General features: G+C 46.6%; 11 protein-coding genes and 1 pseudogene. 2 read left to right on the forward strand and 10 right to left on the reverse strand.

Annotated features, from left to right (window positions below; genetic code table 11):
- Positions 1 to 475: 475 nt before the first annotated feature.
- The 7 genes and pseudogenes from ACYP03_RS05140 to ACYP03_RS05170 form a co-directional block, all read right to left on the reverse strand.
- The gene (locus tag ACYP03_RS05140; protein WP_459778737.1) at positions 476 to 1231 is read right to left on the reverse strand and encodes a DUF7738 domain-containing protein; all 756 of its coding nucleotides are present in this window, start codon (positions 1229 to 1231) and stop codon (positions 476 to 478) included.
- A 30-nt stretch (positions 1232 to 1261) separates the two neighbouring features.
- Complete coding sequence (locus ACYP03_RS05145; protein ID WP_459778738.1) at positions 1262 to 2008, reverse strand: DUF7738 domain-containing protein; 747 nt, start codon at positions 2006 to 2008, stop codon at positions 1262 to 1264.
- A gap of 24 nt (positions 2009 to 2032) precedes the next feature.
- Positions 2033 to 2785 (reverse strand): DUF7738 domain-containing protein, encoded by a 753-nt coding sequence (locus tag ACYP03_RS05150; RefSeq protein WP_459778739.1) that lies wholly within the window; start codon positions 2783 to 2785, stop codon positions 2033 to 2035.
- Positions 2786 to 2816: 31 nt separating this feature from the next.
- Complete coding sequence (locus ACYP03_RS05155; protein ID WP_459778740.1) at positions 2817 to 3557, reverse strand: DUF7738 domain-containing protein; 741 nt, start codon at positions 3555 to 3557, stop codon at positions 2817 to 2819.
- Positions 3554 to 6166, reverse strand: a complete 2613-nt coding sequence (locus ACYP03_RS05160; RefSeq protein WP_459778826.1) for an HET-C-related protein — start codon at positions 6164 to 6166, stop codon at positions 3554 to 3556. The genes ACYP03_RS05155 and ACYP03_RS05160 overlap by 4 nt, the downstream gene beginning before the upstream one ends.
- A gap of 150 nt (positions 6167 to 6316) precedes the next feature.
- Positions 6317 to 8416, reverse strand: a pseudogene (locus tag ACYP03_RS05165) (type VI secretion system Vgr family protein); the annotation flags it as partial.
- 77 nt (positions 8417 to 8493) lie between these two features.
- Positions 8494 to 9012 carry an Hcp family type VI secretion system effector gene (locus ACYP03_RS05170; RefSeq protein ID WP_036753264.1) on the reverse strand — a complete coding sequence of 173 codons (519 nt, stop codon included), beginning with the start codon at positions 9010 to 9012 and terminating at the stop codon, positions 8494 to 8496.
- Between the two features lie 528 nt (positions 9013 to 9540).
- Between ACYP03_RS05170 and tssH the strand changes: the two genes are divergently transcribed.
- Together tssH and ACYP03_RS05180 are read left to right on the forward strand one after the other, a co-directional pair.
- On the forward strand, positions 9541 to 12204 hold the full coding sequence (gene tssH, locus ACYP03_RS05175) for a type VI secretion system ATPase TssH (RefSeq protein ID WP_459778741.1): 2664 nt from the start codon (positions 9541 to 9543) through the stop codon (positions 12202 to 12204).
- Complete coding sequence (locus ACYP03_RS05180; RefSeq protein ID WP_459778742.1) at positions 12191 to 13792, forward strand: sigma 54-interacting transcriptional regulator; 1602 nt, start codon at positions 12191 to 12193, stop codon at positions 13790 to 13792. The genes tssH and ACYP03_RS05180 overlap by 14 nt, the downstream gene beginning before the upstream one ends.
- Positions 13793 to 13935: 143 nt before the next feature.
- Here ACYP03_RS05180 and ACYP03_RS05185 read toward each other — a convergent pair whose 3' ends face one another.
- The 3 genes from ACYP03_RS05185 to ACYP03_RS05195 all read right to left on the reverse strand — a co-directional run bounded on the left by ACYP03_RS05185 (position 13936) and on the right by ACYP03_RS05195 (position 23393).
- On the reverse strand, positions 13936 to 14571 hold the full coding sequence (locus ACYP03_RS05185) for a lytic polysaccharide monooxygenase auxiliary activity family 9 protein (RefSeq protein ID WP_330961092.1): 636 nt from the start codon (positions 14569 to 14571) through the stop codon (positions 13936 to 13938).
- A gap of 175 nt (positions 14572 to 14746) precedes the next feature.
- Positions 14747 to 14971: a hypothetical protein gene (locus ACYP03_RS05190; RefSeq protein ID WP_459778743.1), complete on the reverse strand. Its 225-nt coding sequence runs from the start codon at positions 14969 to 14971 to the stop codon at positions 14747 to 14749.
- A gap of 643 nt (positions 14972 to 15614) precedes the next feature.
- Positions 15615 to 23393 carry a hypothetical protein gene (locus tag ACYP03_RS05195; protein WP_459778744.1) on the reverse strand — a complete coding sequence of 2593 codons (7779 nt, stop codon included), beginning with the start codon at positions 23391 to 23393 and terminating at the stop codon, positions 15615 to 15617.
- Positions 23394 to 23766: the final 373 nt, after the last annotated feature.

Genomic DNA, 23766 nt, shown 5'->3' on the forward strand with positions numbered 1-23766 from the left:
TTGCAACTGCCATGCCAACTTTTATTAACATAAAAATCAATCACTTATAATAACAGCAATTTCAGTAAGCCGTCCTGGCATCCAATTTCTTAGAAAAATTTCTCAATTCTTGGAAACCTGTGGTTTTACCCGAATCATCATTGAATGTGAGGTTCGGTGCTTCGTGATGGGGTGTCGGTTCAAAGAAAATGGGGCTGAGAAAGAGAAAAGGCGCTTGGTTAGAGAGGTTGAAGAGAAAGTGAGATCAGGTCTCCAATCAAAATATTCTAAAACCCGAAAAGCATACGACATCATTTAAGAAAGGACGGGTAGAAATGAGGAATATAGACATACTGCCCGCATCTGCAATAACTGCAAACTTGGTGATGATTGCAGTGACTGAGCTTCAAAAAAACTCTGGCCGGTTAATTTGGACTCGTTACATTGATTACTGTGATATCACGTTTCCTTCTTTGTACCCGAACAAACCCAATCACTACCGGGAAACAACCTGACCAAAGTACTTCACTTCATTTTCGTATTTTAATTTTGAGGATGGATAAACTGTTAACATAACGGCTAATTCAGGCTTTTGTCCCCAGAAATGGTGAAACGCGATAGATGCATCATGTGTCTCAGAAGCACTGGCTCTCACTAAATTAAAGTGCTGATCCATTTGGGTTCCTGCACCATACTGAAGCACTTGTTCTTTCTGAATATTTCGATCAACAATTGCACCATAAAAATTGATTGCATAATCTGCAAACATCGTATTGTATGGATGGCTTTTATATTTCGCCTCACTAATGCGAGGAGGATCAATTTGGTTCTTTGAATTGAGTCTGATCCTCACATCAACAATATATCGACTCATGGGATCATTCAGCGTACCTACTTGTCCATTCACCCAGTCAGATTGGGGTGCTTTATTATTTCCCTGTACTTCCAGGTCGGTCCCTAAATCAGGATAGATAAAACGCCAAGCATCAAATGATCCAACTGAATTACGCTCGCCTTGAATATAGTTCTCTCCTAGAACGTTGATCCAATCTTTCAGGGGCTTTTCAAAACGAAGTGGCTGACCATCAAAAGTGATAGTTTCTGAAGTAATCACCAATCGAACAGGTTGATCGCTGGTGTTCGCGCTCTCTGCTTTGCAAACAGAGATTGCAGAGAGCAACATACACACCACAGCCAATATTTGGGGAGCTAATACTTTTAGGCGAACATGAAAGCCTGTGCCTGATATCATGATCACCCTTCCTCCATACCGAAAAATTGACTACCGGGAAACAATCTGGCCAAAGTACTTCACTTCATTTTCATATTTTAACTTCGAGGATGGATAAATTTCTAGCATCACCGGAACTTCGGGTTTTCTTCCCCAGAAATCATCAAACAAAAGAGTGGCATTATGTGTCGCAGAGACTTTAGCATCAACCGAATTGAAGTGCCGGTCCATGGTGACACCTTCACCATATCGGAAGACATTTTCCTTTTTTACTGAATGTTCAACTATCGCACCATAAAAATTAACGGCATAACTTGCAAACATTGTATTAAATGGATGATTTTTATATTTAATTTCTATTGCATCTGGGTTCATCTTCACTTCAGGGGTGAGGTAAACTCTCACATCAGTGATGTACCGACTCATTGGATCCTGCAATATGCCTATCCGTCCATTTACCCAGTCAGAACTAGGCGATTTTGTATTTCTTTGCACTTCAAGATCAATCCCCAACTCAGGGTAGATAAACCTCTTAGATTTAAATGCAGCAACCGAATCACGCTCGCCTTGAATATAGTTGTCTCCAAGTACTTGAATCCAATCTTTCAGGGGCTTTTCAAAACGCAATGGCTTACCATCAAAGGTGATGGATTCTGAAGTAATCACCAATCGAACAGGTTGATCGCTGGTGTTCTCGCTCTCTGCTTTGCAAACAGATATTGCAGAGAGCAACATACACACCACAGCCAATATTTGGGGAGCTAGAACATGAAAGCCTGTGCCTGATATCAGGATCACCCTTCCTCCATACCGCCAAATAGACTACCGGGAAACAATCTGGCCAAAGTACTTCACTTCATTTTCGTATTTTAATTTTGAGGATGGATAAATCTCTAACATCACTGGAGCTTCGGGTTTTCTTCCCCAGAAATCATCAAACAAAAGAGTAGCATTATGTGTCGCAGATACATTAGCATCAACCGAATTGAAGTGCCGATCCATGGCGACACCTTCACCATATCGGATGACATTTTCCTTTTTTACTGAATGATCAACAATCGCACCATAAAAATTGATGGCATAACTTGCAAACATTGTATTAAATGGATGATTTTTATATTTAAGTTCAATAGCATCTGGGTTCATCTTCACTTCAGGGGTAAGGTAAACTCTCACATCAGTGATGTACCGACTCATTGGATCCTGCAATATGCCTATCCGTCCATTTACCCAGTCAGAACTAGGCGATTTTGTATTTCTTTGCACTTCAAGATCAATCCCCAACTCAGGGTAGATAAACCTCTTAGATTTAAATGCAGCAACCGAATCACGCTCGCCTTGAATATAGATGTCTCCAAGTACTTGAATCCAATCTTTCAGGGGCTTTTCAAAACGAAGTGGCTTACCATCAAAAGTGATAGTTTCTGAAGTAATCACCAATCGAACAGGTTGATCGCTGGTGTTCACGCTCTCTGCTTTGCAAACAGAGATTGCAGAGAGCAACATACACACCACAGACAATATTTGGGGAGAGAACACTTTTAGGCGAACATGAAAACCTGTGCCTGATATCATGATCACCCTTTCCTCCATACCGCCAAATAGACTACCGGGAAACAATCTGGCCAAAGTACTTCACTTCATTTTCATGTTTTAACGTCAAAGATGGATAAACAGTTAACATAACGGCTAATTCAGGCTTTTGTCCCCAGAAATGATGAAACGCGATCGATGCATCATGCGTCTCAGAAGCACTGGCTCCAACTAAATTAAAGTGCTGATCCATTTGAGTTCCTGAACCATACTTAAGCACTTGTTCTTTCTGAATATTTCGATCAACAATTGCACCATAAAAATTGATTGCATAATCTGCAAACATCGTATTATATGGATGGTTTTTAAATTTCTCCTCGCTAATGCGAGGAGGATCAATTTGGTTCTTTGGATTGAGTCTGATCCTCACATCAACAATATATCGATTCATGGGATCATTCAGCGTACCTACTTGTCCATTTACCCAGTCAGAACTAGGCGATTTTGTATTTCTTTGCACTTCAAGATCAATCCCTAACTCAGGGTAGATAAACCTCTTAGATTTAAATGCAGCAACCGAATCGCGCTCACCTTGGATATAATTGTCCCCCAGTACCTGAATCCAATCTTTCAGGGGCTCTTCAAAACGCAATGGCTTACCATCAAAGGTGATGGATTCTGGAGTAATCACCAAACGAACGGGTTGATCGCTGGTGTTCGTGATCCCTGTTTGGCAATAAGACGTTGCTGAGAAAAAAACAGCCACAACCGCCAATATTTTTGCAAAAAAAGAACAAGGATGTGTTGATATCATGGGTTCACCTTTTTCATCAGATCCGTCGTAAATTTCAGTTGATAATCATTTATTTCAGCAAGCTGTTTCAATTTAAGATACTCATGCTCTAGATGGCCCTGATAGCTTCTCGCCTGATTCAGCTGAACGGGGCTTGATGCAGCCCATTCGGCAATCACATGATATACATTTTGTATATGCCCCGGGCTCTTTGGCGAAATATGCTCAGGGTGAACAAAGAAATCATCGACTAATGACAGGAGCATATTACTATTTTCTTCACCATCCCAAACTTCACTCATGATCTCCCCAAAAGTCCGCACCATTTCACGGGCAGCTTCTGCTGCAATCGTATGCAATGGATGATCGTCCGGATCTTTTGCCAATTGTGTGTGAGTCGGGTCCGTCGGGGAACTATCATCCTGTGCATTCTTCATTGCTTCCATCGCCTGACGAGCCAGCAAAGCAGTCAATCGATTAATAAAGCCAAACATTGCCTCCATCACCGCATGATAACTTTCTCTGAAATCATAAGATAACTCATCGAGCTTTTTGGCATTTTCAAGGGCTTGCTCAGCCGTTTTTCTTTCATCCTCGCTTGAATATTCCAAGCCGAAAGCATCATAAATCATTTCAACGGCATTTGGCGCATAATCTTGCATTAAAATTAATGCAATACTTAATTGAGTTTGAAAATGTGCCTCTTCCACTTCCGGACTGTGATCCTTCGTTTTTTCAACCACCGACAGCAAACTCACTAAAGTATCGGAGGCACCAAACACACCGGTTGTCAGAGGACGAATGTTCTGAGCCGTCTGATCGGCACTCTGGACTGGTACAGCCTGAACCCAATCATTCACATGCCGCCGCTCATCTTCGGATAAACCGGGAAGTTCCTTCAAAATTCGGTTGAGTGCCAGTTCCACGAAGTTAGAATGCGCGAAGATATCTTCCATCACATGAAGCGCCTGACCAAAATGAATCATACCTTCCGGTGTTCTTCCCGATGAAACAGCAAGTCTAAGCTGACTCTTGGCATATTCAATTGACTGTTTAAAGTAGTTTTTATACCACTTCCCAGAGTCAATCTCGCCTTCGATCGCTTGATAATCCCCTCTGAAAATATTCGCATACTCAGGATTTTCCGGTGCTGTAACGCCTCGAGGATTATCCAAGTGTTCTTTAGGCAAATAAGCACCCAGTTTCTCTGGGGTTAATCGATAAGGAGAATTATCCTCTTGAGCAAAGAGCATTGGAAACTCTTTTCTTGCCAAAATTTCAACAATTTGGGTCAGTGCCTCATGAGAGATGCCTTTACTTCCAATCGTTTTACCACCACCGGTAAGGCCTGATGGATCATCGACCTCTTGGGCTGCAATTTCCTTCGTTGCATTGAATGCGGAATCGATATGATCTTCCAATGCCTGAATCTTCTGCTGAGCCTCAGGAATATGCTTTTCTTGCTCTGCAAAAAACTTTTCTGTCTCGAGCAGGGAGATTTCCTGTGAAGATTTGTCCAGCCCTACCTGCGCACTTTGACTCGCAGATTTTTGCTGAGTATTGCCAGCTTTAACTTTAGCCTGCAGAGACTCCATTAATTCCAGGTGCTGTCGATTGCTTTCAATCGCATGCTCAATGTTCACACGGCTTTTCACATTATCAGCAGATAAATTATCCTTTGTTTTTTCTAAATCTGACCGCTTTTTCTCAAGGATTTCATTTTGCTGTTTCAATGTTTCTGAGTATCCAAACAATCTGCCGGATACATCATCTGCAAAATCAGAAAGACCATCACTGAATCGCTGTGTATATACCCGAGCGGTATTGAGTCCTTGAATTGCACTTTTTTTCAGTGATTCTGTCGTGTCTGCGATTGTTTTTAAATACGATGACAGTTCATTGCGAAGTTTGTCCAGACCCAGATCTGTTTCTACCGCCTGTTGTATGAGTAAGTTAAGATTCAGGTCTAATACCTTGGGATCGACGACCTGTGAGTAATCCCGCAGCCAGTTTCCATAGTAAATTGCCTTAATTTCTTGTTCAGTAAAATATTCCAGTAAAACCAACTCGACAGACTGGTGGCCATATTTACCTTTCAGTGCTTGCTCAGCTGTGCCGCCTGCCGAGAAATATTCACGATCGCCATTCTGGCTCTTCTGATCATTTTCAATATAATTTCTCTGCTCTTTGAGCGCCGCATGCAGTGCTGGATATTCCAACGAAATTGATTGTGTTCCCAGCGAACCCGTGTACTGCGCAATGAGGGTTGATGATTGTTTCCGCATATTCAGGTTGCCAAGAATCGCTGCGAATGCTGCTCCCTCATCAAGCATCGCATCACCGCCCAATGTGCTGTAAACATTTCTCAGAGAATAATCGATGTGATGTCCGAACTCATGAACGAGAATGGCCAGCAGCTTTCCTTTACTTTGTTGATCCTGACTCTCTATCGCATCCTGAATCAGTCCCTTCCCGACAAAAATCGTTTGCTGAAGATTGTCATAAAAAGCAATGTTGCCTAAAGTCACTTCAATTGGCGGATTCTCGAATGCTCCATTTTGCAGGTCTTCAAATAAGCCAAGATAAGCTTCAGGTGGAATATTGTACCCAAACACGCCACTGAGCCACATAGCAAATTTTTCACGATCAAAAACTGTTGTGAGCCCTTGAAGATGCTCAATCGCATAAGTTGACTCCAGAAGGTGGGTTTCATCATTAAACTGAGCAAGTACCGCTGCTGCGACTGGAATATCCGTATGCAGTGGTGTTTCCTGGCCCGGATTTATCTTTACATTTCCACCCTGAACATTCAGTTTATCCACCCCATCCAGGGTCACATTGAGGCCAGAGAGCAGAATTTTCCCGTCACTTTTTAAAACAATACCCGATGATCCTGTGAGCAGTTGAATTTCATCCGCACTGATAATGGTTGTCTGACCATCGGAAGTAACTGATACATTTTTCCCGACACTGAGTGCAAACTGACTATCCACATTGAACCCATGATTCCCCCCAATGTTGAGGTTGCGGGATGCATGAACCGTAGTCACTTGATTTTCACTAATCTCTAACCGATCGTCTTTACCGACTTCACTATCCTGATGACCAAGGACTTTTCTTGTCTGATCCTGAGCAATATTGACAGATTCATTCGCGTTGTAAGTGATGACAACATCTTTTGCCACATCTTCGACAAACGTCTGCTCAATCAACGAAGTTTTATTCCCGCCGATGGTTTCCTTCTGGTTCCCCAGAATTTGATTGGTTTGCTGATGGCCAACAATCAATTCTTCATCTTGCCCGATTTCGCCAAACCGATCGTTGAGCACTCGGGTACACATGTTCTTCTGCGCATGGAAGTACATTTCCTCTTGATTGGCTTCATCTTCAAACGAGATTTCGTTAAATCCGGTGCCTTTATGAGTCTGTGTACGAAGAACGGTTTTTGTTTTATGTTCAGGCAACGGGTACGGCGGCAGGTGCAGCGCATTGTATACAGTGCCGGTGACAAGCGGTCGGTCAGGATCACCATCCAAAAATGTCACCACGACCTCATGGCCGATTCGCGGCAATACCACGGCGCCCCAGTCAGGGCCCGCCAGGGTCTGACTGACGCGAACCCAACAGGTTGAATGTTCATCCAAAACACCATGACGATCCCAGTGAAACTGCACTTTCACCCGTCCCAGATTATCGGTGTAAATTTCTTCGTTCGCCGGACCCACAACGACAGCCGTTTGCGGGCCATCCACGACGGGGGGTGACAACACAGGCGCCCGGTATGTCATTTCTGCCGGGAATGCGATGATTTGGTTGTAATACGTGGTAGGTTCGCCGCTGTTTTCTTCGGCATGAACCTGGGGATCATGGCCGATGTGCTCCACTTCGAGCAGGATGAAATTACGGTTCAGCGACTGACGCGGGTGACCTTCCAGCAGGAAACTGTAACCGGGCAGAAAACGCATCACACAGCCCGTGGCTTTCAGTTCGGTCCCGGAGATTCTATGCGCAGACAAACGATAATCCGACTGCGATTTACCGTGTGGTTGCTGGTCGTACCGGCCCGGGTAATTGTAAATGGCCAGATCCGTATACGTTTTTGATTCATCCAGTTGTGCCACACTGGTCATCAGATTCGTTCTCGGCGTCAGGTAGTTATAATCTGACTGCGACACCGAGCCTGTGTGGACACGTTTGCCAAAATCCGCATCAAAAATATGCTCGCGATCCGGCACACCGCCAGAGTCGCCATGAAACAGAATAGTATGTTCCCCGGCATCAGGAACCAGTGTTGCATTGTCTGCTGTACTGGGGAGTTCACTCAGGAGTTCATTTTTATCGACGATCACCAGCTCGTGGCCGGTTTCCGTATGATCAAAGAAATACCACAGGCCGTGCTGAGACATCAGACGATGAATAAATGCCAGATCGGTCTCGCGGTATTGCAGAATATATTCCTGCTTCTCACCGACATCAGCCAGCATCCGGAATGCCGTCACACCCGCATCGGTCAGCACATATTCGATGATCTCGTTAATTGTCTGGTCCTGGAAGATCCTGCAGTCCTGGCGCTGGGTCAGGAACCACAATTCTGGTACCAGAATCAGCTCGTAACGACTGAACTGGCGGCCGGTTCCGAGAAACCGCACTTCTTTGACAATACCGTGGAACAAACGGGAAACATCGCGTCCCTGCCCAAAAAGTTTCAGTACGCCGGCTTTACGGACCAGATCATCGAGTGAAATATCTGCATCACGTGAAAGTAATGAGACCTTCATTTCAAAAGGCTGAAACAGACGCTCTTTAATTTCAAAACTTTCTACGCGGAATTCGTGTTCTGCAGCTTCGATTGAAAACGAAAATTGAACCTGATTACTCATTGCTTTTACCTGATGCAACTTGGGCGGTTAACCTAAAACAAAAGGGGCCGACAAGGCCCCTGTTCCAATCTGCGTGATTAAGCTTCGCGCGGCGTACGCCAGTCGTCGTTACCCGCAGTACCACACACTTCGTGCGTCACTTCGATTGCGCGGTAAGTGAGTTTCAGCACTTCTTCAACCACACGGTCAGAAGTCGCTGCATCCTGGCAATGTGCCATGCGGGTTTGCATATCAACCAGCAGCGCATCGATCAGTTTGATGGTGTAGTAATGCTCTTGTTTACCCTGAGTCGAAGTACGGTAGAAGTTAATGTAAGCTTCTGGCAGCTTCTCACCGCTGACCAGTGCGTTGAACAGCAGTGGTGAAGTACGGTCTTGTTGCTTCGTCACGATAATCGGACGGTGAACACGCTGACCCGTTGGCTGACCACTTTGCGGGTCACGTGGTACAGTCAGCACGTGGTCCAGTTCCTGTACCAGGAATTCATTGACGTGTGCTTCCTGCCAGGTGTTACCTACAGAATCTGCAGTATAAGCATCTTTCGTGATGTGGCCCTGAGTTTCACCGTGAATCGACATATAAGCTGGAGTTGGCATATCGCTTTCCTTTCAGTTTCAAATTCAATTGTTTTGATTAGTTTGAACATATCGCTAATCATTGCGATGCCAATATCAAAGCAAGCACTGTGCCAACTATTTTAGTTATTTTAAATCAACAACTTACAATTAATCATTACGATAATCCCAAGAAATCCGTCTAACTTATTAGAATATTTTCTCATTTTTCAGAAATTCATTTTTAAATATGAACATCATATTCTCCTTTACTCTTCCTCTCTTTTTATTACTATCCATTTTTAAAAATTCCCGACAGAACACGCTTATTTAGTAAATTCTGAAACCCCTGCCACACTTTTGAATATCCGTGAATTTCACAGGACAAACTTTCATTTCTCCTACAAGAAAGCTCACTTCGAAACGCCTGATTGGAATGTCCCTATGCGGAATGTCATTCAGCCATGAAATAGTCACTAATACAGCCACTTAGAGCCCTTGTCTCCGCCGTCAGCAATTTTTGAATCTGATTATAATCAAGGCTTTCCACGACTCGAATTTGATGGACCTATGATTAACGTAAATTTAGCTTCTCTGATTCAGCGTCTGCATCCCATTGCAAAAGTTGCTCTGGAAGATGCAGCCGCACTTGCTGTGTCTGAACGTTCAACAGAAGTATCGATTGAACATTATTTATTGAGCCTGCTTGAACGCCCGAACAGTGACTTTGATTGTATTCTGGCGAGTTTTGACTGCTCTGAAAATTTAATTCGCCAGTCACTGAATGCTTCTTTACAGCGCAGTGCAAAAGCCGCAGGCGGCAAACCGGTGTTTTCTGCCCTGCTGATTGAATGGCTGCAGGAAACCTGGCTGATGTCTTCCATTGATCTGGGCCATCAGCAAATCCGTACCGGCGCTCTGCTGCTGACACTGGTGAAAAACCCGGTCCGCTACGGCCAACATGACATTCAGGAACTGTTCGAACCGATTAACAGTGAAACCCTGAAACGCAACTTCAACCAGTTTACCGCGGAGTCGATTGAGGCTCAGGTTGCCAGCACAGAAAGCAGTGAGCCGCGTCAGGAAGGTTCGGCACTGAGCAAGTTCACCATTGATTTCACAGGTAAAGCACGCGAAGGCAAAATTGACCCTGTGTTCTGCCGTGACCGCGAGATCCGCCAGATCATTGATATTCTGGCCCGTCGCCGTAAAAACAATCCGATTGCCGTTGGTGAGCCCGGCGTTGGTAAAACTGCCGTGGTTGAAGGCCTGGCCCTGAAGATTGTTGAAGGCGATGTGCCGGATATTCTGAAAGGCGTAGAGCTGTTTGGCCTGGATATGGGCTTACTGCAGGCTGGCGCCAGCGTGAAAGGTGAATTTGAAAAACGCCTGAACGGTGTGCTGGAAGAAGTGAAGAACTCACCCACGCCAATCATTCTGTTTATTGATGAAGCACACACACTGGTTGGCGGCGGAAACCAGGCTGGCGGCAGTGACGCAGCCAACCTGCTCAAACCAGCACTAGCCCGCGGCGAAGTGAAAACTATTGCTGCCACGACCTGGTCGGAATACAAGAAGTATTTCGAGAAAGACCCGGCTCTGGCCCGCCGTTTCCAGTTGGTCAAACTGGATGAGCCCTCTCCGAAAGAAGCCGCACTGATCATCCGTGGTCTGCGTCCGGCTTACGAAAAAGCGCACAATATTTATGTCCGTGATGATGCAATTGCCTGTGCGGCAGAAATGTCTTCCCGATATATTTCAGGTCGTCAGCTCCCGGATAAAGCAATTGATGTTCTGGATACGGCCTGTGCCCGTGTAAACATCAGCCTGCGCTCAACGCCGGCCCCGGTTGAAAGTCTGCAACAACAGATTGCCTCACTGCAACGTGAACTGGACGGTCTGAAACGTGACGAAATTCAGCAAACCGGTGATAAGAAAAATGCCACGCTGATCCCGCACATCGAAAGCCAGATTGTCGAACTGACAGAAGAACTGGCCGAACTGACCGCACAATGGGCAGAAGAAAAAGCGCTGATTGATGAAATGATCAGTCTGCGCGAAAAGCTACATATCGCGACCGGTGAAGCAGAGGCTGACGCTGATTCTGAAGCAACCGAAGCCGCAGAGGAAACCGTGGACATGGACGAAGCGTCGATCCGCGAAGCCATTCTACGCTGTCAGCGGGCACTCGACGAATGCCGCGGTGATGAAGCACTGGTTCACTTTGAAGTTGGTCCGGCTGAAATCAGTCAGGTCATCGCAGACTGGACAGGCGTCCCGGTCGGGAAAGTGCTGAAAGATGAATCCGCCTCTGTGCTGAATCTGAGCGATTCTCTGTCTGGCGCCATCAAAGGGCAGCCTTTCGCCATTGATTCCCTGAGTGAAGGGATTCGTGCAGCGAAAGCCGGCTTGATGAACCCGGATGCACCGATGGGTGTATTCCTGCTGGTCGGCCCGAGTGGTGTGGGTAAAACCGAAACCGCACGCGTGGTTGCCGATCAGTTATTCGGTGGTGAGCGCTTTATGACCACCATCAATATGTCGGAATTCCAGGAGAAACATACCGTTTCCCGGCTGATCGGCTCACCTCCGGGCTATGTCGGTTATGGTGAAGGCGGCATGCTGACGGAAGCCGTTCGCCAGCGTCCTTACTCCGTCGTCCTGCTCGACGAAGTCGAAAAAGCCGATCCTGAAGTCATGAACCTGTTCTATCAGGTCTTTGACAAAGGGGTGCTGAACGACGGTGAAGGCCGTGCGATTGACTTCAAGAACACCCTGATTCTGATGACCAGTAACCTGGCGACACAGGAGATTGAAGCACTGTCTCAGCAGAGTGACGACATCACGGCGTCGCAAATTGGTGAAGCGATTCGTCCGACACTGAATCGCTACTTCAAACCAGCTCTGCTGGCCCGAATAAATGTGATCCCTTATCTGCCACTGGCTGATGACGCGATGACCGACATCATCAAGCATAAACTGGGCAAACTGGGCGAGCGCCTGAAAACACACCATGATCTGACACTGGCCTTCGAACAGGATCTGGTCGATTTCGTACTGGGCCACTGCCGCCTGAGCGAAACGGGTGCCCGTAACATTGATGCGGTCATTAACCGTCAGTTACTGCCTCAGCTGTCGACCGAGCTGCTGTCGCATCAGGGTGAGGAAAGCACCCATACCACACTGACGATTTCCGTCGATGAACAAGGAATGATCGAGTATGCCTTCAGTTAATTCTGGAGAACTCAGTAACCTGTTACTGGCCATCAGTCAGACTCTGGCCGATCGTACCCAGCTGGCGTCCACCATGGACGCCATCCTGGCAGCGGCGCGTCAGCTGACACAGGCCCGGCACGGTATCATGTACGTGCTGGACCAGACCGGACAGGCACTGGTTCCCCTCAGCGTGCACAAGCACGAACAGCCACTGCAGGAACACCCCTGGGTACCGTTGCAGCTGGAACTGCTGAAAGAAAATGATCCGTTTGGCTATGCCATCACCACGGGCGAAATTGTTCTGATCAACGATCTGTATGCCTACTCCGGCTACAATTGCGATGCGATCTACCAGAACGAAACAGCAATGGATTTGCACAGCGCCAATCTCTTGGCCTGGCCACTGAAAGATCACCAGAATCTGACGGTCGGCCTACTGGTACTGTTCGATTTGTGTCTGATTGAAGATGAACAGTCGTTGTCTGTCTTTACCAAACTCGCCGGCACCAGTATTCGTCAGGCAATGTTGCTGGATACTTATCACACCAGTCTGCGGAGTCTGGAAGCTGATAACGCGGCCCTGAACCGTGAAAACAAGCAGCTGAAAGCCCGGAAGAAAGCCGACTACAATGGCCCGATTGCCGAAAGTGATCCCATGCGTCAGGTGCTTGAACGTTTACAGCGTATTCTGGCCCTGCCGGTTGATGTCCTGCTGCGGGGTGAAACCGGAGCGGGAAAAGAAGTGATTGCCCGCTATATTCACGAAAATTCGGACCGGGCAGGGAAGCCTTTTATCGCGCAGAACTGCGCGGCAATCCCGGAACAGCTGCTGGAATCAGAGCTATTCGGTCATAAAAGAGGAGCATTCACCGGCGCTGATAAAGACAAAAAAGGTCTGTTTGAAGCTGCCGACGGCGGCACGCTGTTTCTGGATGAAATTGGTGATATGCCATTGTTATTGCAGGCAAAACTGTTGCGCGTATTGCAGGAACGTAAAATTCGCCCTATCGGCAGCAGTGAAGAACGCAGCATCGATGTTCGTGTTGTGGCAGCAACTCACTGTAATCTGAAGGAGAAAATTCAGAAGAACGAGTTCCGCGCCGACCTGTTTTATCGTCTGAATGTTTTTCCGATCACTCTGCCACCACTGCGGGAGCGTCCGGCTGACATTCTGCCGCTGGCTGAACACTTTATTACTCTCACCAGCCAGAAACTGGGACTGGACAGCGAACCGGTCATCAGCAAAAAAGCCCGACAGAGCCTGATGGATTATCCTTTCCCGGGCAATGTCCGTGAACTGAGAAATATCATTGAACGGGCTGTGCTGTTATCTGATTTCGAAACCGTCGATGCCATTGAGCTCGGTGAAGGAGACACTTTTATTCCGGACGTTCAGGCAGACATCCCGGATGACAGTGTGTTCGACAGTACGCTTCCTGAAGTGGATATGGCTTCCCTGAAAGATTCCGTCACTCAGTATGAGCGCACGGTGATCATGAAAACGCTGGAACGCTTCAACTGGCAAACCCGTAAAGCTGCAGAATCTCTGGCGGTGCCGCTCAGCACCCTGAGCCATAAGATTAAAAAGTATGAAATCATGCCTTAGTCTGCTCCCGAAAGGGAGTGGTCCCGCAGAGTCCGGGATTCTGCTTCATACCAGACTGACAAAAAAAGGAGATGAACATTCATCTCCTCGATTTTTCAGGATAAAACCATCCTGAATATAGTTGACTTTAGCTGGTTCCAGACTCAGCCAAAATCAAAGTCAAATGTCTGGTAAAAGGCATTGCCTGTATCAGCAACCAGCCAAAGCAGAACCACCACATGGTGACCTTGTTTATGATCAGGTAACACCAGTTGATGATGAATTTTCGCAGGTAAATCATGCTCCCAATAAGGTGCTTCAGGGTAGATATCTTCAAAAAATGGCTTTGACTCCAGTTGGTTGCGGGTAATCACCTGATCTGAATCCCAGCCGTCTCTGGTAATAAAAGCAACATAGCCACGGGTTTTATGCGCCATGGTATAACGCCACTCAATATCAATCACTTTCGAAGCCGGAACCGTCAAGCGCGGCCAGGGCGTTTTGCCTTCAGCGAGCAATTGCTGATCTGTATAGTTCAGTTTCTGGCGAACATCTTCATGACCACCACTCAAAATCAGACCATCAACCGGAGGCTGAAAGCTATTGACATCGGTCGATTCATAAAATGCGGCACCACCTTCTTGCGCAGGAAAGTTTTTACCGCCTTCCAGTTCAACAACATGCCACTCCCCTAAATTCCACCAGCCTTGCTCAACCGCATAAGCACCGCGAGACGGCGGGTTAATGACATATCCATGTTTCGGTTTTAATTGATTAATATTCGAAACGGGCTGATTCATAAGTCACCTGACGTTGTTTGTGGATTTCTCTATAGGTATAGAACGCCAGAACAAAATAAGCACACGAGTGCATATATTTCTTGAGGAAGGGTGAAGTGACTCGCAGCGCTTCAGAACTCGACACTCACCCTATGCTTATCCGTCTTTGCACATCAAAACCAAAGACGGCAGTTTTTTATTTCAGGGCCAGGACTTGTTGCGTCAGGGTTTGGAGCTGAGCTTTTAAGAGTTTAATTTCCTCCGCCTGCTGATTGATCAATTTTCGATTATATTTACCGGCATCTTCATTATCGACCATCATCTGTTGCACATTATCAATACATGTATCCGGAAATACAACGGCACCATTGCATAGCTTCATTTTGCCCCCCACAACAGCAAAGGTATTATTCTCCGCCACTTATTCTCCATGAATATCATGGCCTCGAGCAGGATCACCCACACTGATACCGACCGAGTTCTCTCCGGTGACGACCATATTAGTACCTATTGCCGTTGAGTTGATTCAGATGGCATGCGCGCCATCCCCCCAAGCCGTAGAGAGCTTCTCTTTTGCATGACCACTACCCCAAGCAGTTGCATAATCCCCTTTCGCCTGTGCACCAAACCCTCAGGCTGTCGAATAGTCACCGGTCGCTTTGGCAAATATTCCCCCAGGCCGTACTACCTTTCCCCGATGCAACAGTCGATGAACCTGACGCAGTACTGAATTCTCCGGATGAAATTGGCGCTTCATAATAATCATTATCAGCATATGCATGACCAGAAAATGTAATGATGAGTGAGGCGAGCAACGTTTTTTTATTCATTTGTTCATCTCTTCGAATATGTAAAACCAATATGAGCAACAGTGCATATACTGATGGCCACATGAACTCAATATACCAAGACACATATGTAGTTTTCATTGGCTGAAGATCACCGATGAGGCACGGGAGCGGCGAAAAAATATCCAGTGAGTTTAAGGGTTAATTGAAGGGAGATTCGGGTGCTGTTGGTGGGGGAGAAAAAAAATCACCGCCGGATGGCGGTGATTTTTTTACTTACTGAACAATTATATTAGCTGTTTTTCCTTGGCCGTAATTCTCGTATTTATCTTCATAGCCAGCCTGAACACCGATGCTCTGAACGCCTTGATTTAATTTATTTGAATCTAATTCGTATACAAACTCAGTCCGTTCTGGATTAGTCTGCAGGATAGTCCACTTTTTAGATAATATAGCATTTTCAGGTGTTGGTGTAATACTACCCGGAACTGAGCGATTAAATGTAAATTTAACTTTCAATTTCTGCCCTTTTGTAACTGTAGTGCTACCATCCGGGAATGAAATTTGTGCGACCAATGGAGAGCTAAACACTTTAATTCCAAGACTGTCAGATTTACCAACCATTCCATCATCTGCAGCAGCATAACTACCTTCCGGCAAGGTGATATTAATATCTGCATCAACACCATTAGGTGTTATATATTTCACTGTCCAAGTGTCGTTTCTACTATTCGAATAAAATTCATCAATATAACCGACACTACCTCCTGCTGAAGAGGTAATGATTAAGTCGTCCTTCGTTAGCTCTTTCACAGACTCTGTGAAATTAAGATAAAACCAAACAACTTTATTTCCACCAACTTCGCTTTGATTACTGTCATCAAGAGTGATCTCAACCTCAGGCACTGTCCACGGCTCCACAACAAAATTAGAGTACGGAGTGCTGACTTCATTGCCTGCATAGTCAGTGGCCTTAATCATCAGATCATGTGTGCCTACGGCTGCCTTAAAGTCGAAGGTGTACACGCCGCTCGCTTCCGACGGCTTGGTGTAATCAGACGGGTTCGTGCCACCGTTCAGTGTTGCCACCACCTTGGTACTGTTCAGGTTCGCATCCTGAATATTGGCTGTTAAGCGAATGGTGTATTTGCCATCCACAGTCGGCATGACAGCCTGTTGCACTACCTGAACATTCAGAATATTCGGTCTTGCCATATCAACAATCAGTGGCGAGATGGTCACCGGAGAGCTTTCCCCCTTCAGGGTATAGCTTGGCAGTGAACGGCCCAGATTATCCAGAATCGACAGTTTCAGGTGATACGGCCCCTGCATACTTTCTGTCAGAGTCGCAATCTCAGTCGCCGTTGTCAGACCATTGAATGTGCCGGTCAGCGTAATTGGGCTCAGGCCCGCAGCCTGTGGATCCAGTGTCACCACGTAGCCTTTCACTTCTGCACGTGAATTCGGATCTGTCACTGTGCTGATGTTGAATGTCTGCGTATTGTTCGCCAGCACTATATTCGAATCTTTCTTCTGCGCACCCAGCAGTTCCAGCGTCGCTTGCGGCTTGATAATATTGACGGTGAAATCTTTTAATGCCTTCTGACCCACTTTATCGTATGCAGTGAGAGTAACTCGGAAACTGTCATTATTACCCAGCAGTGCAGGGTCAAATGTCAGTTGCTCAATAGTGTCATCTCCAGAGTATTTATCTACAACGATAGTATCACCAAGTCCTTTTATTGCATATTTCACCTGACTGAGGCCACTTGCTTCGTCGGAAACATCGAATCTCATTAACACATTACCATTGCTATCAGAGCCAATACTATATGCATCTTCAATGACTGGAGGAGCCTGATCGATGCCTAGTGACAGCTTAGCCACAGCTAGATTTTCCCAAGAGTCACTCACCGTTACCAAGACTGGTACATCAGTCGCTACATAATCTGCTGGAAGTTGTCCCGTAAAAGTAGTGCATCGATAACTAGGATCATCAACACATTCATTTACATTGCTGCCAAAATTACCTGGCTCAGTATTGAAGTCAGTTTTAGTATTACCCGTGTTAGTTCCGCCTAATTCAACTACGACATTGCCGAGTCCTGCCTCAGGCCCTAAACCTATTTTCAAGCTGAATATCAATGTTTTAGAGTTAATATAATCATCGTTTTTCATATCCGTGATCACGACTGTTGGCATTGTATCTGGTACATACAATTTAATGGTTGAATCCACATCCAGAACTGCATTCCCTGCTATATCTTTCAGGCCATTGATTTTCACAAAATGTTCAATATCACCACCACGGACTAAATCATTATATTTGCCAGTAAATGTGTATGTAATCGTCTTATTGCCGTTACTGCGCTGAATAGCCGTCGGCTCGTACTCTTTCAAGCCTTTCAAAAGCTTCACAGATGCGGTGTCATCCATACCAGATAAGGTATCAGTGACCGTAATACTCAAAGAAAGCATTTTCACACCATCAACCGTATCCACAGCTTCTTTCTTCAGCATAAAGTTGTCTTTATTCGCGATCACTGGCGCATCAATATCCACCATATTGAACGAGAAGATTTGATCAACTTTGGCGTTATTACTCGCTGTGGTGAGCGTAATCAATACCGGATTATTCGCCATATTGCGATCAATGTTGTCGAACTGACACACTGGCGTAGCGGTATTGGTGTATACCTTGTAGTAACCCGATGTATCGTTCTCCGGAGCTTTGTCGCTGGTGTAATTTTCACGCAGCCAGCATTCCAGTTTATTCAGGACTGCACCTTCTGCATTCTGAATGCCAAATTCAGCTTTCAGGCTCTGACCAAACGTAGACGTACCGAAGTTCGCTGGTTTCAGAACGGTCAGGCTGTAACCTTCACGCTGAACGGTCAGTGGTCGTACTACGGTTCTTTTCTGACGTGGTCTGCCTTTGTTCACCTTCGTTTTGTTGTACACATCCACCACCAGATTATATTTACCATCGTTGGCAATCTGGGTATTCAGACTGGCTTTACGCTGTGTTTCGTTGCCTGCAACCGGACTGAAGACAATCGTTTCTCCCTGTTCAGTCCCCACGCGAAACAGCGTTGCTTCCACTTTATCAATGCCACTTTCCGGATCGATCGCATCCAGGTACAGATCAATCGTCCCGGCTTCAGTAATGGTCTGCGCCGGAGAAATTTCTTTATTATCGCTCTGATAGCGCGCGGTCAGCGAAGCATCAGGCGGTGTGGTATCGACCTGAATGGCAAAGGTTGTTTTATCCTGCAGATTGCCACGAATATCCTCAGCATTGATTTTCAGGGTGAAATCCTGCTGCATATTGGTTTCAATCTCATTTGGATTGGTTGGCTGCGTGCCAGCCACACCCGGCGGTGGCGTTGTACCGGTGTAAGTCCAGTAAACGACTGAACCCGGTTTGATTGGATCTGTGCCCTCGTCCTGAACGGAAATACCGAACACATAGCCTGGCTCAACATAATCATTCACTTCATCAAAATTGTTCAGTGTGATTGCCGGGCCTTCATTATCGAAGTAAGTTGAGACCGCATTTGAGCGGCTCTCGAAGCCATATTTATCCGTTGCTTTGACAAAGACTTTGATCTGATGACCTTCGCTGATATTGATCAGCGACGTATTCGCCTTTTGCAGATCAATATTGATATTGGTCAGCCCTTCCGGCTTGAACGGCTCCACCAGTTTGACGTCACTGGCGCTCAGTTCCTGCCAGAAGCTGATATTTTCCACACTGGAATCATCGGTAATGCTGGCAATATTGGCGATGAAATTCGTGCCCATGATATTGCCGGACAACTCAGGTGCTGTACCGTCTTTCAGCGTAGGCGTCGCGATCGCTGGCCCCATTTTGTCAATCTTGAATGCAAAAGTGCCCTCACCCTGATTCGGCGGGTAAGCAGTATCTCTCGCTGTGATATACAGCGTGTAGGTTTTACCATGCTCGAGATTTTTTGCGACCAGCTGCATTTTGGTGTTGGCTTTCTCACCCAGCAAATAGGCCGGCACCGTTGAGCAATCCGTGCCACAAGGCGCCAGATCAATCAGTCCCGCACCGGTATGCAGTTTGAGTTCAATATCCCCCAATGCACTGACATTACCGATACCATTATTCAGCACTGCGAGTGGCGACCACTCGCTGTTACCGCCCAGCAGTTCCACATCAGAATCCAGCACTTCCGGTGCCTGATAATCGACATTCACCCGGAAACGTCCGACATTCGGATCGGTGGCAGGAATGAAATTGCCCAGTTTATCCGCACCTTCGGTGATCAGCGTCCACGAACCGGCATCCAGATGTACCGGCTTCGGAATTTCCAGATCATCGGCACACTGCGTATCCAGACACAGGTACATGGTGACGGTGTTACTCTCAGATTTTGATTCTTCCTGCGTCACCACACGCTCTTTCGTCCCGTTACGGAAAATGAAACGACGCTTGGCCGGATCCTCACCCACTCTTTCATCCACCTCAAACTTCAGGGTTTGTTTAAAGTTGGTGTTGATATAGGTATTGTCCGGCAGATTGTCGGCTTTAAACGGCGGAATGAAGGTATATTTCGGCGGATCGTTATCGATGATAAAGATGGTCGCTTTTTTCGCCTGGCCATTATAGCCATGGCTGTTGCCTTCACGGTCGGTCGCACTCAGCAGCAGATCCAAACGGGCAATGCCCGGATAATCGTTGGCCGTGTCTAAACCAAACTGATGCTTCTCTGTGTAAGCATCGTTATCAATTTTATTGACCGTGATCCCGGTTGGCGTGGTCGCATTCGTCTCCGTGTCCAACCCCCAAAACAATTCCAGCTTGGTGGGTTGTGCACTTTTATCCAGGCCGGAAGGATCGGTCACATTCACAATCGCGCTCAGATCCCCACTCACATACCACTTATTGAATAACTGAATGGCATTACTGGCCAGCGGATCCAAACTGACCGCTGGTGGTTCCTGATCGACCGCTTCCACAGGCGAGTTAAAGACCTTCTGGCTTTGCAGCGTCGGGTCTGCTTTCGCGAAGCGGTTGGCGTAGTACATCGCCACTTTATCATCGACTTTGCCGGTAAAGTTTGTTTTCACAAAGTCGTAGAAATGCTCGCCCAGTTTCTCGCGGTAATAACTTTCGCCCAATGGGTCATTGGCAAAATACAGCTGCTGACCGGCAGCATTCTTCCCATCCGGTTTCCCGTCTCCGACGATATCGGTGTAATACAGTTTTGCCAGATCCGTGCTGTTCTGAACCGCACTCGCGTTGGCAATATCGCCCATGGCTTCCAGCAGGAAACGGTACAGATATTTATTGGACGGCGGGTTTGGAATCGTCAGCAACTCATCATTATTCGCGTAATAGGTTGTCGTTGGGTTGAAGCCAAAGAACTGACTGGTCTGCTCACCAAACATGGCATTCACATCCGAGAGAATACCCTGAGCAGTCCCTTGTGTTTTATTTGATTTATCAAACAGGTAATCAAAGAATCCGGACTGAAAGACCGACAGCTCCGTGACGATAAATTCACGGTCACCAGACTCGCCGCCAACAATGCCATAACTGCGCAAACCATGATCAACTGTCAGATCCAATTGAGTCAGCGACTTCTTGTTCCATTTGTAGAAATCAGCTTTGCCTGTCACCGTGACCCGGTGAATTTCACCTGAAAACTGTGAGTGCATCTGGCAGCTGGCCGTATCTTTCAGTGTACCGCCGCCTGATTTCGCGGGTTCAGCCAGCATGGTGCACGACGCAACGGACGCCCACTGACCGGAACCATTTAAACGTTCGACGATCGCATTTGCGTTAATATACGGTGACGTCACCTTGATCGTAGGCAGATTGAAGGTTGATTTAAACTGGAATTTATAAGGGACTGAGGTATTGCCAGACCCGTCTTCTGTCACAATGGTGATGGTTTGCGCATAGCCTTCATCAACCCGGGCAAAATCTGCCCCAAAAATTTCTTTGACGAACGGAATAAAATAGTGAGCTTCACTGATACGCCCGTCAGCGTCTGGTGCCGGGTAAACTTCATGCGGAATCTGGTTCAGGCTACTTTTCACCGTTCGGGTGATTTTCGCCGATTCGCCAATCTTACCGGCTTCATAAGTCACGATGACATTCAGTTCTTCAGCCGAAGAACTGGTCACTTCTGAGTTGCCTGTTGCGTCAGAAACACTCAGCGTCAGATAGGGAATCTGATTCTGATCCAGGACCAGCGTCGTAAAGTCTGCAAAATCGACTTCCGGATGGACGCCTTTCAGCCCTTGCTGGGCATAAGCATAATTCAAGTTCAGGTACTGTTTTCCGTACAGATCCTGGAAATATTCTTGCGTCAGGTTGTCCTGATACTCGCCGGTATCTGCGTCGAAGAACTTCATTGCGACTTCAGGAAACGCGACGCTTTGCGTGGGTGCTGTTGTATCCGACAAAATCAGGTGCTGTTCCTGACTTTTATTCCCATTCCCATCCGTTGCGGTGAGGAAGAAAGTGGTCTGTCCGCCAATGAACAACCCCCGATCGAAGTTTTGCGTAAATGCACAAACATCTTCCTGAGTGTCCGGATCTTTTTGCATCGTGCAGTTCAACACTTCCGGCGCTCCGGCATTCACAGCGATCGTCGCGCTTGAAATCACTGAACCTGCATCTTTGATGGTTCCGGTCAGGGTATAGAATGCCTTGTTGACCGGGTTAAACGTCGCCGGTGAAGTTACATGAATCACCGGAGCAATATTGTCCCATTTGAATGGCACGTACTGTGCATCATCGGCATTTCCCAGAACATCCGCCACTTTCAGGACCAGACGGGCTTCAACCGGTTCCGCCGACAATTTATCGATTTCCCGCGTGTTGACTTTTGTCACTACCAGCGTTTCACGAACACCGCTCTCGATCGCTTCCGATTCCACACTGCACAATGCAGACACACCCGTCTTACAATTCTCAGGCTCTCCCCAGCCGTTTTCTGCCGTTTTGGTCTGTAAGAAGACTTCTGCATACTCAATCCCGATGAAATCAGTCACCTTCACAGAAACCAGACCAGCGCCGGACAGCACTTCATTGCCAAAGCGAGCCACTTCCGGTGCATCATCATCAATAGAGACAGGCGCACGCGGCGCATAAATACCACCCGAAGCATTGTTCAGGCGGTTGACCAGCAGGCTGTAATCACTGGAAGGGGTACCCGAGACGTTCAGGTCCGTATTGTTCACAACACGGAGTAAGTGCTGTGCCAAAGTGTTGGTATAGTAATCGACGGTCAGTCGCTGCAGACCGAAAGACAGCGCCGTCGGCAGTGCAGAAATCTCATCTAAAGACCAGCCATCCAACTGACCGGTTGCTCTGATGTCGCGATACTGTAAATCTGCCAGATTAAAGGAGGTATAAATGACCTTTTCACTGTCACTGCCGCCCGATTTCTGCAGCATCTCATAAGCCAGAGAAGAGTAAGCCAGCAAAAAAGCACCATACTGATGCCCTTGCGTGGCCGTCGCACTCCAATTCCCCATCGAGATGTCCAGAGGCTCCACAGAAAACACATCAAATCCATACTGGCTGTTGACCGCTGCGTTTGCCGAATCAATTGCTGCTGCAGTCTGCTGACCTAAACGCTGAATATTATATTCAGCCAGACCTGCGGCAATGTTCGTTAAAGGTGTCAGCATGACATTTCGGCTTTGTCCTTCAACAAAGTTGACATACGCACGAAATTTCAGCGGACCTCGGTCATTCACAACAACCACATTTTTTGAATGGGGATCTAAATAGCCGCCACCTGCAGCTTCAATATACAGAGGCGCTGAACTGGAGGTCAGAGCAATTGAAAAGCGACCATCCGGATTGGTATTCGTGGCCGCTAATAAACGGCCCAGTTTGCCATTGTTAAATTCATAGACGCTCACCTTGGCATTCGATACCGCAGCATCAAACACCACACCACTGATAATCCCCTGCTGGCGATCTTTCGGATATTCCGGATAGGTTTTTTCTTCGCCACACGCAGAGAGAAATACAATAAGCAGAAATAGAGTGATTCGTCTAAACACAATAGCCACACTGAATTATAGGTCAATAACCTGACATTATATTCACTCCAGAAAACAAGACAATCCAGTAAAAACAACAAGTTATACTTTCACTTTCACTGGATCAACCGTCACAATGACAGGTATTTCATTCATAAAAACAGCCAGACCTGAACCTGAAAAGGCCAAAATGACGCTTTTCCTCAGATGGATTTCACGAAAAAGTAACGTATAAATCTAATTTTTGTGACATGCAACCAAGCGACAGTAATACTCCCTAATTTAGGTAAAACTACAACGCAAAGTGCAATGTCCATTAAGCGAAATCAATCTGTTTGAGTTTGCCTGATTTCATTCCGGCCAGATATGCATGTGTGATATTGATTCACAAAAA

This window comes from Photobacterium sp. R1, from assembly GCF_054600795.1.